9 protein-coding genes and 1 pseudogene are annotated in these 13,906 nt (G+C 41.6%); 3 read left to right on the plus strand and 7 right to left on the minus strand.

Features of this window, described 5'->3' with window-relative positions:
- Positions 1–38 precede the first annotated feature (38 nt).
- Positions 39–2,120 (plus strand): alpha-ketoacid dehydrogenase subunit alpha/beta, encoded by a 2,082-nt coding sequence (locus CKV81_RS04045; RefSeq protein ID WP_095070637.1) that lies wholly within the window; start codon positions 39–41, stop codon positions 2,118–2,120.
- A gap of 47 nt (positions 2,121–2,167) precedes the next feature.
- Here CKV81_RS04045 and CKV81_RS04050 read toward each other — a convergent pair.
- The 5 genes and pseudogenes from CKV81_RS04050 to CKV81_RS04070 all read right to left on the minus strand — a co-directional run.
- Positions 2,168–2,467, minus strand: a pseudogene (locus CKV81_RS04050) (ammonia channel protein); the annotation flags it as partial.
- Between the two features lie 260 nt (positions 2,468–2,727).
- A complete protein-coding gene (locus tag CKV81_RS04055) occupies positions 2,728–4,314 on the minus strand; it encodes a calcineurin-like phosphoesterase C-terminal domain-containing protein (RefSeq protein WP_095070639.1) in 1,587 nt (528 codons plus the stop codon).
- A 1-nt stretch (position 4,315) separates the two neighbouring features.
- Entirely contained in the window at positions 4,316–5,056 is a 741-nt protein-coding gene (locus CKV81_RS04060) for a glycerophosphodiester phosphodiesterase (protein ID WP_095070641.1), read from the minus strand.
- A 5-nt stretch (positions 5,057–5,061) separates the two neighbouring features.
- Positions 5,062–6,510 carry a SusD/RagB family nutrient-binding outer membrane lipoprotein gene (locus CKV81_RS04065; RefSeq protein ID WP_095070643.1) on the minus strand — a complete coding sequence of 483 codons (1,449 nt, stop codon included), beginning with the start codon at positions 6,508–6,510 and terminating at the stop codon, positions 5,062–5,064.
- Positions 6,511–6,517: 7 nt separating this feature from the next.
- Complete coding sequence (locus tag CKV81_RS04070; RefSeq protein ID WP_095070645.1) at positions 6,518–9,490, minus strand: SusC/RagA family TonB-linked outer membrane protein; 2,973 nt, start codon at positions 9,488–9,490, stop codon at positions 6,518–6,520.
- Between the two features lie 244 nt (positions 9,491–9,734).
- Here CKV81_RS04070 and ligA point away from each other — a divergent pair, with 244 nt between their 5' ends.
- Both ligA and CKV81_RS04080 read left to right on the plus strand, forming a co-directional pair.
- Positions 9,735–11,744, plus strand: a complete 2,010-nt coding sequence (ligA, locus tag CKV81_RS04075; RefSeq protein ID WP_095070647.1) for an NAD-dependent DNA ligase LigA — start codon at positions 9,735–9,737, stop codon at positions 11,742–11,744.
- A 12-nt stretch (positions 11,745–11,756) separates the two neighbouring features.
- Entirely contained in the window at positions 11,757–12,701 is a 945-nt protein-coding gene (locus tag CKV81_RS04080; protein WP_095070650.1) for a hypothetical protein, read from the plus strand.
- A gap of 291 nt (positions 12,702–12,992) precedes the next feature.
- Here CKV81_RS04080 and CKV81_RS04085 read toward each other — a convergent pair whose 3' ends face one another.
- Together CKV81_RS04085 and CKV81_RS04090 are read right to left on the minus strand one after the other, a co-directional pair.
- A complete protein-coding gene (locus CKV81_RS04085; protein WP_095070652.1) occupies positions 12,993–13,448 on the minus strand; it encodes a hypothetical protein in 456 nt (151 codons plus the stop codon).
- A gap of 7 nt (positions 13,449–13,455) precedes the next feature.
- Positions 13,456–13,881 (minus strand): hypothetical protein, encoded by a 426-nt coding sequence (locus tag CKV81_RS04090; RefSeq protein ID WP_095070654.1) that lies wholly within the window; start codon positions 13,879–13,881, stop codon positions 13,456–13,458.
- Positions 13,882–13,906 lie beyond the last annotated feature (25 nt).

Consider the following 13,906-nt stretch of genomic DNA (forward strand, 5'->3'; position numbering starts at 1 on the left):
AAACTTAAAGTTACTTAAATTGTTTATCTTTGGGAGGTATGAATACGAAGATTAAAGAGACTGTATCACAGGACATTTTACTAAAAGCCTACAACCATATGATGCTTGCCAAAGCGATGGCAGACATCTACGAGGAAAACCGCAGTGTGTGCAAATATGTTCACAGCACCTCACGCGGCCACGAAGCCATTCAGCTGGCTACAGCTTACCATCTAAAAAAAGATGACTGGGTTTCGCCATACTACCGCGACGAAAGCTTGCTGCTTGGCATCGGATTTCAACCATACCAGCTGATGCTCCAGCTTCTGGCGAAAGCAGACGACCCGTTTTCCGGGGGACGTTCGTATTATTCTCATCCTTCGAGCAAGGACGGGAATTTACCAAAAATAATCCATCAGAGTTCAGCGACCGGAATGCAGGCGATTCCTACAACCGGTGTGGCACAGGGTTTAAAATATCTTCAGGAATTTAATCTTAAAACATTCAGTGAAAATCCCGTTGTGGTTTGTTCGCTGGGGGACAATTCCGTGACAGAAGGTGAAGTTTCTGAGGCGTTCCAGTTTGCTGCACTTCATCAGCTGCCGATTATTTTCCTGGTTCAGGATAACGAATGGGGGATTTCGGTAACCAAAGAGGAAGCACGAACCGCAGATGCCTATGAATTTGTAGCCGGATTTACCGGTCTGGAAAGAATGAGGATTGACGGCACCAATTTCGCCGAAGCCTTTGAAGGTATGGAAAAAGCTTTCGATTTTGTAAGAAACGAACAAAAACCGATGGTGGTGTGTGCAAAAACCGTACTCATCGGGCATCACACTTCCGGCGTTAGGCGCGAATTCTACCGAGATGAAGAGGATTTGGCCAAACACAGGGCAAAAGATCCAGGAGATATCCTGAGAAACATCTTGCTCGACGAAGGTTTTGACGAAGAACTCCTGAAACAGATCACAAAAAAAGCACGCATCGAGGCTGAGGAAGCTTTTCAAAAAGCTCAAAGCGCACCAGATCCGTCTCCCGAAAGTGTAACTGAACACGTTTTTGCTCCAACACCAGTAACCGAAGAAACCGGAAGCAGGGTTCCTGCAGATGCCAATGCAAAAGAAAAAATCGTGATGGTGGATGCCGCGATACACGCCATACAGGAACTGATGTACAAGCATCCGGAAGCCGTTTTGTACGGCCAGGATGTGGGCGCCAGAATCGGCGGTGTGTTCCGCGAGACGGTTACTTTGGGAAACAAATTTGGCGCTAAGAGAGTTTTCAACACGGCCATTCAGGAAGCTTATATCATTGGGTCTACGGTCGGTATGAGCGCCGTTGGACTGAAACCGATTGTGGAGGTACAGTTTGCGGACTATATTTATCCCGGAATCAACCAACTGATTACAGAAATATCCAAATCCTGCTATTTAAGCAACGGAAAATATCCGGTAAGCAACATCATCCGAGTTCCAACGGGAGCTTACGGAGGTGGCGGCCCGTACCACAGCGGCAGTGTAGAAAGCATCATTTCAAATATAAAAGGAATAAAAGTCGCATACCCGAGCAACGCGGCAGACTTCAAAGGTTTGCTGAAAGCTGCGTACTACGACCCGAATCCTGTAGTAATGCTGGAGCATAAAGGTCTGTACTGGAGCAAAGTACCCGGCACCGAAAACGCTAAAACAGTAGAACCGGCGGAAGATTATATTTTACCGTTCGGAAAAGCTAACATCATCAAAGAAGCCGATAAAACGGAAACGGAAAAAGGCAGAACTTTGGTCATTGTTACTTACGGAATGGGCGTTTACTGGGCGAAAGAAGCTGCAAAATCATTTGAAGGCAGAGTTGAAATCATTGATCTAAGAACATTAGTTCCACTTGATGAAAAACTTGTTTTTGAAAGGGTAAAACTTCACGGGAAATGCTTAGTTCTCACCGAAGAACAACTTAACAATTCCTTTGCAGAAGCTTTTGCACACCGTATTTCCAAAAACTGCTTCAAATATCTGGATTTACCGGTTGAAACTATGGGTTCGCTAGATTTACCGGCAGTACCGATCAACTTAATTTTAGAAAAGGAAATGCTTCCCAACGCGGACAAGGTTTCTGAGAAAATAAAGGAAATGCTAAGTCATTAAAAAATTAAAAGCACCGAGATTGAAACGGTGCTTTTTTTTCATTAAAATTAAAAACCAATGGATTCATCGTGCTGAGAAAGGTCCAGTCCGAGGTGCTCTGATTCTTCGGAAACCCTTAGCGGAATGATGAAATCGGTGATTTTGTAAAGCAAAATTGCTCCAAAAAACGTAAAAACCGACACCAGAACCAAAACCAGCATGTGATGCCCAAAAACCGACCAGCCGCCATGCAGCAAACTTGCATTTTCACCATGCGCAAAAATTGCGGTAAGAATCATTCCCATAATCCCTCCTACGCCATGACAGGCAAAAACATCCAAAGTGTCGTCTATTTTTTTGAGTTCTTTGATACCTTATATTAATTTCTAGCCTTTTTTGTATTTGACAGAGTTGTGGAAAGAGGAGGTTTCATTTCAGATTTAGAATTTTGTTAAAATTCACCGTCAAGATGTATCCCACTTTTAGCAACTAAAAAAATTGACCCTAGAATTGATTAAAGCAATACGGTGCTGCGCTGTGGAAAGGCGACATATGCCTAAAAACATAATAATAAAGAAAACCGGCCTTCAGAACGAAAGCCGGTTTATCATTAAGTAAGTGAAAAAGTTTATGGAATAAAATTGAGATTCTGAACAGCAAATTCCTTGCCTGCATAAAAAGTTTTACCGTACATATCGGTGGCTCTTACTTCCACCTTATGTTTGCCAATTTTCAGATTTTTTGGGAAACCGGCACTCCAGATATGATTTGAAGGTTCCGGGTTTGAAGGCCTTCTGCCCTGGTACAGCTCAGTGGCTGTATCCCATTTAAACACAGAAAGCATATAAGCCGGATCAATGGTTTTCATGAACTCCATTTTTTTCCAGTCGCCACCGTCGATTCTGTATTCCACCACGTCATTTTCAGCACCGGTAAAAAAGTTTGCAAATATACGCGCTGAACTTCTGGTCTGTGAGATGACCTGCGGCACGTGAAGCTGAATCATGAAATCTTCAGGCTTACCGGCTACTTTGTAATCAATGCTGTATTTGTTGTCTTTAAAATTCACGAAAGAATAACCCCTGTAGGTACCGTCCCGCATGACCGACACCGGAACGCCCAATTCATCCACCGTACCGGAATACCAGTCGCCGGAAGTGGTACCCATATTGAGTTCGTGCAGGTTTTTCACACCTTCCCAGCCATCGCCCTTGCCATAGAAAATCTGGGTTTGCTTGTGGGTGTGAGCCGACATCATCAGTACATTTTCAAACGGTTTTAAAATATCGAACAGTTTTTGCCTGTCCTCCATTCTGAAATGGTCATCGCCTTCACGCTCCGGTTTCATCTGGATGTGGAATGACAGTACAATAAGCTTGTTTTTATCAACCAGTTTGAGGTCATTTTCTATAAATTTAAGCTGATCTTCGCGGAAACCGCCCCAATAACCTTTGCCATCGCGCGGGTCCGGATACAGAATATCATCCAGGATCAGGAAATGCACGTTCCCATAATTGAATGCATAATTGTTGGGTCCAAAATTAGCCTCGAATGTTTCATCCGAATATTTATCTTCCTTCGCTTCGTAATTCATGTCGTGGTTGCCCATGACATTGTACCAAGGAATACCGATTTCCTTCACCGCATTTTTATAGGATTGGTGGAGGCTAAGGTCATCACCAACTAGGTCACCCAAACTGATTCCGAAAACCGCATTTTTCTTATTGTTTTTTACTTCATTGACAATTCCTCTTTTGAAATAATCAATTTCCTTTTCACTGTAAGGTTGCGGATCGCCAAAAACCAGAATCTGGAAATCTTTTTGCTCCTGTTTTGCATACAGCGGAAAATTCACCTCTTTTGGCAATGCGCCGGTAGGCGATACACCTTTATACTTGAAATTATCCGGTGAACCCTGAGGTTTAAAATTATAATAAAACTCAGGCAGGTTATGGCTTCCAATTTTGGTTTGATAACCGCTTGGTTTTATCACAAATACGAGATTATCACCAGAAAGCGGCAGCGAATAACGCCCGTTTTCATCTGTTTTTGTCACCTCAACACCGTTTGATACCGCCACATTGGCGATACCTTTTTCGTTTCGGTCTTTTATCGAATTGTTGTTACGGTCGTGGTAAACATATCCCGAAACGGAAGACTGCGCTATGGCAAAAGCTGAAATTAAGACAGCCGGAAAGATTAATTTAAATTTCATTTTATTTATTTTTTAATTGAGTGGGAATATCTGTCGTAATAAAATCAATTCCCGCATTTTTCAGTTCAAGGTAAACAGTCTCATCATTGACGGTCCAGGAATTGGTAATCAATCCGAGATTTTTTGCTTCTGAAATCCAGGCTGGATTTTTCTGAAGAATTTTAAAATTATAATCAAAACCGTCAATTCCCAAATCTTTAAGCTGTTGCGGCGTCAGGTCTCCGTTAAGATACTGCACCGTTGCACTGGGCTGAAGCTTTTTAAGTTCTTTGCAAATATTCAAGCTGAAAGAAATGAATTCGCACTGCGCCCCAACTCCGTATTTTTCGACTTCTTTCAAAGCTTTTTGAACCAGTTTATTTTCCAGTTCTACAGATTTTGCAGGCTTTAATTCTACAATCAGCTTCACAGCCGGTACTTTTCTTCCGGCTTTCAAATATTTAGCAAAAGTTGGAATTTTTTCACCGTTTTTCAGTTTTTGAGTTCTGAGTTTTGAAAAACTGGTTTCAGAAATTTCCAAGCCGTTGATATGCTCATCATGATTCACAACCAACTTGCCGTCTTTAGACATCCTGACATCAAATTCTGACCCGTAAAATTGCTGCTGCTGGGCGTTCCTGAGTGAGGAAACAGAATTCTGCGCAGAATTTTCAGTCTTCCAGTATCCGCGGTGCGCAATGATCCTGGTTTGGGCATTATAAAATACTGAGCTGAAAATCAGTGTTACCAAAAGTGTTTTCATAGCTTCTATTTATCCCACCAAACTTTAGTATTAATGTCATCACCACCCATACTTTGCACTGCTGCATTATAGTTCTCTGAGTTGAGAAGTTTGCTGTTAGGAGTGTACATAAACCTGGAAGGCATTTGAGCATTATTCAGAAGGCCGCCGTTATTCTGCAGTTTTGGGAAACCGGTTCTGCGGTACTCATACCACGCCTGCTGATCCACAAAGAACAAAGCGATATATTTCTGCATCATGATACGCTCTAATGTCCCGTCATATGCTACTAAAGGCTGTGCTAAATATGTCGCCGGCATTGTAGACTCCCATTGCTCCACAGAGGCTTTCACGCCGTTTTCATAAAAAGTTTTGGGATCGCCGGAAACAATTCCTTTCAAAGCAAGCTCTGCAAGGATAAACTGCAGCTCCGAATAACCAAGAATCTTGATCGTTAAAGGAGTTTTGGCCAAATTCTGATTTAAGTTGGAAGGTGTATAATCGAAAACAGTTCCAGCTTTGTAACCGGACGGAATTCCTTTGTAACCTATGTCTTTGTTATTTAAATCTCTTGCTTTGGAGAAGAATTTTGAAAGACGCGGATCCTTGGTATCATTGAGGTATCTCACAAAAAAATCTGCTGCAGCCCTTCCCGTTGTGAAATCCTGCGGCCTTGCAATGGGTGCGTCAAATGGCGCTGTACCGCTTGCCTTCACAAAAGCGCTCTCTGTATTGTTTTGGAAAATCGGGTATTCGGCAGGATTGTTTACAATTCTTTTTATTCTGTTTTTTACATCAATTTCACCGTCTCTGTCCAAAATTCTTAACAAAAGCCTTAATGATAAAGTGTTGCAGAATTTCTTCCATTTCAGGATCCCGGCAGCATCTGTTTCTGCGCTGTAAAGCTGGTCGTGCCCTTTCAGCTTTTCTGCAGTATTGAAAAGTTTATTCGCCGCATCCAGATCATTTAATAATTTTAAATAAACATCCTTCTGTTTGTCGAATTTTGGCTTTCTAATTTCCTCATCAAGAGCATTGGCCTCAGTGAAAGGAATATCGCCAAAACTGTCCGTAAGGTTGGCATACCCCCAAGACTGCAGCACCAACGCAACCGCTTTATTATTGTTGTCGCCTTCCTTTTCTGCAAGAATCAGCATTTCACGAATTTGCTTCAGCCATTTGTAAGAATGATTCCAGTAACCAACTCCGGAATTTTCAGTAAGGTAATATCTGCTGTAAGTATTTCCCTCATTCGGAAAATCAAGGGAATACTGCATCACATCGAAAGTAAAATCATTTGCACGCAAGTACGCCTGACTTGCCATTTCAAATAGCGCAGGATTCAAAAGCTGCCCTGATTGTACCTCCAGAACTTTTGATGTATCAAGGTTCAGCTCCTCGAAATCTCTGGTGCAGGAGTAGGCGGCATTAAGCAGCGCAGCCGCAAGAAGAATTTTAACTATATTTTTTTTCATTTTTTTATTAGAATTTTACATTGAAATTTAAGCCTACAGTTCTGGTAGAAGGAAGCGCGCCAATATCCACACCCGGTGTAATGTCGGAATCATCAAGAGTTGCTGCTTCTGGGTCAAAAATTGGGAACTTGGTCCACATCCAAAGGTTTTTTCCGTAAAGAGAAATACTCATCTCCCTCAGTTTCATAGACTCGGTGATGGTTTTCGGGAATACATATCCTATTCGTGCGTCCCTAAGTTTGATATAGGAAGCATCGAAGGAATTGGTCTCCACATTGGCTCTCCTGTAGTAATCTGAGTAATATTTACTTACCAGAATTCTGGTCGTATTCGGCGAGTAAGAGCCATCTGCATTCTGTACCACCCCTTCGCCGACCATCATTCCGTCTTCACTGTCACGGTATTTCAGGGTATGGGCGAGTTTCCCCTGTTCGGTCATCTTGTGGTGAGTTTGGGAGTATACGATGCCTTTGTACTGCCCGTCAAAGGAAAACTGGATTCTTACATTTTTGATCTGGAAACTGTTTTCGATACCGGCTTTCCAAAGCGGAAAGGCATTACCGATCTTCGCCATCTGAGTAGATTTTGCGGTAAGCCCGTCAGAACCCCAAACCACATTTCCCAGAGGATCACGCACCAGATTATAGCCATACATATCCCCAAGTGAACCGCCAACTACGGCATTAAAATACACCGCGCCGCCTACGCTGCTGTAGTTATAGCCAAGAGGCTCATCTTTAAATTCATCCGGGATTGATATCACTTTATTTTTGTTGGCAGACCAGTTTGCCGCGATACGCCATGTGAACGCTTTTGATTTGAAGGGGAAGCCTGCCAGTTCCAGCTCTACCCCTCTGTTTCTAACTTTTCCACTGTTGATCAGCTTCCTGGAGTAACCAGACTCTACCAAAACCGGGATTCCAAAAACTTCGTTTTCAGTATAATTATTATAGAACGTGAAATTGAAATTCAACCTGTTTTTCAATACCGCCACATCTAAACCTGCTTCGAGATTCGTGTTGATTTTCGGTTTTAGATCAGCATTGAAAAGTAAGGCATCCATCGTATAGGAATCCTCGTAATCTGACGGACTATAATATTTTGTCAAACGGTAAGGCGAAGTTCCGAATCCTGATCTTGCATAAGACGCCCTCAGCTTCAGCAAATCCCCCTTATTCAGATCCATCAAATCTGAGAGAATGACGCTTGTACTCACAGAAGGATAAAAGAACGACCAGTTTTTTCTCGGCAAAGTACTGGTCCAGTCGTTTCTTGCAGTTATATCTAAAAATATGGCTTTAAGATATTCTAAATTGATAAGCCCGTACATACTGTTCACTTTATAATTATACGGCTTGGTCGGCTTTACCTGCAGGGCTTTTGCATTTTCGAAAGTATAGATTCCTGGCTCTATAAGTCCCACAGCGTTTGTACGTTCAGTTTCAGATCTGGTATCTCTCATACTTCCTCCGGCAGAAATTTTAAAATTCAGATCTTTAAATTCTCTATTGTATGAAAGCAGTAAATCATTATTAAAAACCCTGTCGTTGATGTGCTGCTCAGAGTAGTAACCTTCCCGGTAGTTGGCGCTGCTCCAGGGTCTTTTCTGTGCGCGGTCTTCTACCGTATATTCTGCACCGGAACGAAGCATAATCTCGAAATTATTATTGAACTGATAATTCAGGGTAATGCCGCCTAACATGTTGTTTTTGTTGATGGCATTGGTCATTTCATAGGCAATCATGTACGGATTATCGATGAATGAACTGAAAGGGTGTATCTGATCTTCCTGATATTTTCCTTTTTTCCAGATCGGGCGGTACCACGCCAGATCAATATTCGGATTCTGGAAAATCATAAAATAATTGAGCGACTGGTTGTTGTAACCTGTTGCCGGTAAATTATCACTGTGGGTATTGGAGAAGATGAATTTGGCAGTAGCCTTAAGTTTATTGAAATTAAAGCCGAAGGAATTATTTGCCGTAAACCTTTCAAAGCCTGTATTGGGAACGATCCAGTCATTATCCGTATAATTCAGGTTGGTTCTAAAATTGAATTTCCGCCAGCCAGCTTCCAATGAAATGGAGTTGCTGAAAGTAGTTCCCACGTTGAAGAATCCCTTCACATTATCTTTATATGGCTTCCAGAGCCTTCTTTCGGGGCTTTGTCCTTCCACTTCCGGATCGTACTGAAAATAATACTGCCCTTCGAATCTCGGCCCGAACGCACTACTCGTACTTCCGGTATTTACACCATCTTCAGAGGCACCGTAAGAATAATAATATCTGCCGCTTTTGTCGCGTGTCTGCGTTCCCTGTCCGTATTCGTACTGCCAGTCCGGCCATTTTAAAACACTTTCAAAACTTGAATTGGAATTATAACCAACGATCAGCTTACCGTTTTTACCTTTTCCCGATTTCGTGGTGATCATGATGGCGCCATTTGCACCTCTTTCACCATATAAAGCTGCTGCGGAAGCGCCTTTCAGCACGGTTACAGATTCTATGTCTTCTGGATTTATAGCGTTCAGAATATTGCCGTAATCCACCGGTAAATCTCCGCCTGCGCCCGCACCATAAGCTGCAGAACCCGTACCTTTGGTAAGCGTTTGGTCTACAGGGATACCGTCGATTACGATTAGGGCAAAATTGTCGCTGGCACTCATTGAGGTTTCCCCCCTAAGTTTTATCCTTGCAGTTTCCAGAGGCCCGGCAGAAGCCGTAAGCACTTTCAAGCCGGCAACTTTGCCTTCCATAGCCGTCGCCCAGTTGTTGTACTGAGCTTTTTCGAAGGTTTCTTCATCTACTTTTTTGGCGGAGAAGCCCAGCGCTTTTTGCTCCCTCTTAATCCCCAAAGCAGTTACCACCACTTCATCGATTTTTCTTTCCTTTATGGTATCAAGTCTGCTTTGCGCTGCCATTTCCACCGCAACAGTGCCCGTCAATACCAATGTAATAATGGTCTGTAATTTCCTTTTCACTTTTTCTTTTATAATTTTCGCGCAAAATTACCGTGACCGAATCAAGATGTTATTAAACGGGGGTTAACTTATTTTAACAAATAGATGAACTGTAAATGAATTAAATATTAAACACCACCATAATACGCTCGTAATCAAATCATATATTATGTTAAATATTCTTAATAAAAAAACTTATTACCAGCTTAAATATTCTTATATATTAAAGCCAGATTAAGTACTTTTGTGAAAAGACTACACCAATATGCCCGAAAACATTCAGCAAAAAATAGAGCAACTGCGCGAGGAGCTGCATCAGCATAATTACAGTTACTATGTTCTGGATGATCCTGACATTTCAGATTTTGAATTTGATGCGAAGCTGAAAGAACTTCAGGAACTTGAACAAAATCACCCTGAATTTTACGACAGCAACTCTCCTACTTTGCGTGTTGGCGGAGGCATTACCAAGAATTTCCCAACAGTTCATCATCAGTTCCGGATGTATTCCCTTGATAATTCTTATGATTTTAATGATCTGGCGGATTGGGAAAAGCGCATACAAAAAGCTATTGCTGAACCCGTAGAATTTGTTGCTGAACTAAAGTACGACGGCGCTTCCATCTCGATTCTGTATGAAAACGGAAAACTTAAAGAAGCGGTAACGCGTGGCGATGGGTTTCAAGGGGATGAAATTACCGCAAATGTCCGCACCATCTCTGATATACCGTTGACTTTGAAAGGCGATTTTCCCGAACGGTTCTTTATGCGTGGTGAAATTTACCTTACGCGGAAAAACTTCGACAAAATCAATGCAGCGCGAGAAGAAGAAGGCCTGGATCCGTTTATGAATCCAAGAAACACCGCTTCCGGAAGTTTGAAAATCCAGGACAGTGCGGAAGTTCGAAAACGGGGACTTTCCGCGGTTCTTTATCAGTTTGTGGCAGAAAATCTTCCGGCGGAAACCCACTGGGAACTTCTTGAAAATGCAAAATCGTGGGGGTTCCGCACTTCGGCCCAATCGAAACTTTGCCGCACTATGGATGACGTAAAAGCATTTATTGAATATTGGGATACTGAAAGGCATAATTTGCCTTTTGAAATTGACGGGATTGTCCTAAAAGTGAATTCCCTGAAACAGCAGCAGCAGCTTGGTTACACGGCGAAGGCACCGCGCTGGGCGATGGCCTATAAATTCAAGGCTGAAAAAGTGGAAACCGAACTGCAGGCGGTGACTTACCAGGTCGGCAGAACCGGCGCCATTACTCCGGTTGCCAATCTGAAACCCGTACTTTTAGCCGGAACCGTGGTGAAACGCGCTTCCCTGCACAATGAAGACATCATCAAAAAACTCGATCTGCACGAAAATGATTTTGTATTCGTAGAAAAAGGCGGCGAGATCATCCCGAAAATCGTTGGGGTAAACACGGAAAAAAGAAACCCTGCCAATCCTGAAATACAATATATCAAAAACTGTCCGGAATGCGGAACAGAACTGGTAAAACCCGAAGACCAGGCCATTCATTTTTGCCCGAACGAAATGCACTGTCCGCCACAGGTTATGGGCAAAATGATTCATTACGTCTCCCGGAAAGCCCTGAACATCGAAAGTCTGGGCCAGGAAACCATTGCCCAACTCTACCGCGAAAAACTGATTGAAAATCCTGCTGATTTTTATGTTTTGACGAAGGAACAACTTCTGCCATTAGAGCGAATGGCTGACAAATCCGCACAAAATATTATTGACGGCATTGAAAAATCGAAAGAAATTCCTTTTGAAAAAGTGCTGTTCGGGATCGGCATCAAACACGTAGGGGAAACCGTTGCCAAAAAATTGGTAAAAAATTTTACTACAATTGACGACTTGAAAAATGCGACGCTGGAAGAACTTTGTCAGGTAGAGGATATTGGAGAAAAAATCGCTTATTCGATTGTTGATTTCTTCAAAAATCAGGAAAACAACCTCATGGTTGAAAGACTGAAATCTTATGGTGTACAATTAGAAAAAGGTGAATCTGCCAACGAAGTCCTAAGCCATGTCCTGGAAGGCAAAACTTTCCTCTTCACCGGGAAACTGTCGCTTTTCACGCGGGATGCTGCTGAGGAAATGGTAGAAAAACACGGCGGCAAAAATATCTCAGCAGTTTCCAAGAACCTGAATTACCTGGTGGTTGGTGAAAAAGCCGGCAGTAAACTAAAAAAAGCCCAGGACATCGGAACGATTACGATTCTGGATGAGCAGCAGTTTTTGGATTTGATTGGTAACAAAAAATAATAACACTTATAGATGAAATTAAACGATACACAAAAAAACAGATTAAAAAAGTTAAAACCGCAATTTGAAAACGCAATTAGAGAAAAAAATTTCACAAATGCTTTAGTAATTTTTAAAGATATTCAAGAATTACTACTGCAAAATAATAATAAAACTTTACTTGCTAGATATAAAAATTGGATTTATGAATTGGCACTAGATGTTGAAGAGTATTCTTTTGCAGAGCGAGGATTAATTGGAGTGAGAAAAGATGTAAAATTTAATACCAGATTATATTTAGAAGCAACTGCCTTATTAGCGATTTGTTACTTAAGAATATTAAAAGTAGAAAATGCTAAACCATTAATAAAGGAAGTTTTAAACAATTCGGAGGTAATTAAAACAGAAAGAACTCGCAAAATTTTTAATAAAGAAATCATTCAAAGATTTGATGAAGAGATTGCTTTGTTTAGTCTAAAAGAAAAAAATGCGAAGCAGTTTGGTGTAGAAGAGATTGAAACAGACATCGGATTTTTAGTAGCCACGAAAACAGAAAGCGAACTTTTCGGAATGCTCGGCAAAAGCGTTCCTTTAAATACGAAAAACCTATTATATGAAGTTGATAGTTTTGCAAAAAATCAATTGCCATATACAGAAAGAAAATTGCTGCAAACCTCAGATGAATTAATGAAAGATGAAGAAGCAGGAAAAACAGTTTTCAAATCTTTTAAACGAACTATTTATAATTCAATATGCGACCAAAAAAGTCAAGTTTATAAAATGTGGAATGAAAAAATTGTAGGTGCAGTTTTTGATATCAAATATTTAATCGGCGCTATTACTTTGGCACTTAACAATGCTAGTATTGGAATTAAAGCATTAATAGTTACAGCAGCAGCAATTGTTATTAGATTTGGCTTAGATGTTTACTGTGAGCATTACAAACCAAAAGGATTAATGGAAACTAGAAAGGAATGAGATAAATAGTTTAGTTTCTTGTAGCCCTGATTACAACGAAAATCCTTTTGCTTTTTTGCAGCAATGAACAACGCCGCGAAAGCGCGACCAAAGGAAGCTCCTTTCTCAAGATTGTGAATCTGTAAAAAAGCAAAAGATTGCAGTGGAAAGCAGGTTCCCGGCTCCTGAAAAAAAAATTAAAAAAGGCCGTTCATAAAATATGAGCAGCCTTCATAAAAAAACAGGGCGGCAATCAATTATTTTTAAAAAAATTAGGAGTTTTAAAAATAAACCGCCCTTTTCTGAAAATATTTAGTTGGGTACTTTTACGCCGATTTCATAGAGGTTGCCACGCATCAGAAACTTAATTCTTTCGCGTGTAGTCACCGTGTTTACCTCGCCGTCGCGCAACACAATAATCCTGTCTCCGGTTGCGATGTTCTGGTCTGCAATCCAGTCTTCGGGAGCCACGTCATTTTCTTTCTCTTTCATGTCTTCCACGATGTTCTGCGCCATTTCCTGGAAGCGCTCATCTTCGGAGTAGATCACCTCATACATAGGATCCAGGCCAACCCTGAAGGGTTTTCTGGTCTCCATAAGTTTTGCAGTATCATTCGGCATTGGGTTATCGGAACCGTCGGTGAAGCCTACTTCGATCATCTCTCCGCCAGTTTCGCGGGCATATTGCTCGGCATCGTCATAAGTTTCGAAATTGGTTACCACTTTGTAGTCGTCGTACGCATATTCCTGCAGTCTGTCCTTATCCATAATATTATTATTTTGTGATTTGGTATTCTTCGTTGATGTCTTCTTTCACTTCGCGCCATTCGTTGTCTTTCAGGTTGCCTTCTAGTTTTTCAACTTTCAGCGACTGCCTCAGGTAGCCGAAAAGGCTCATATAGACATTGGCGATCCACACCACGGCAAAAAATGAAATAAGGTAACCGCGCCAATCATCAAATCCAAGTTTGAACCTGGTAATTATCAGAAAAAACAGGGTAACGTAATGGCTGAAACAGTATTCGCAGGTAAAAAGGTAAAAGAATTTTCGCTGCCAGAGTTCCTTGCTGTCTTTGGATTTCTTTACACAATATTCCCGCGGTTCACGGAAGATTTCCTCGTGCGTCACTGTCCACGCAACACAGGCTACAGGAATCGCTAAAAGGAAGAGATATGCAAACTGTGTTGGGAGCTCTATCATACCCTACAAAAGTATCTGTATTGCG

The organism is Chryseobacterium taklimakanense, assembly GCF_900187185.1.
Lineage (GTDB): Bacteria > Bacteroidota > Bacteroidia > Flavobacteriales > Weeksellaceae > Planobacterium > Planobacterium taklimakanense.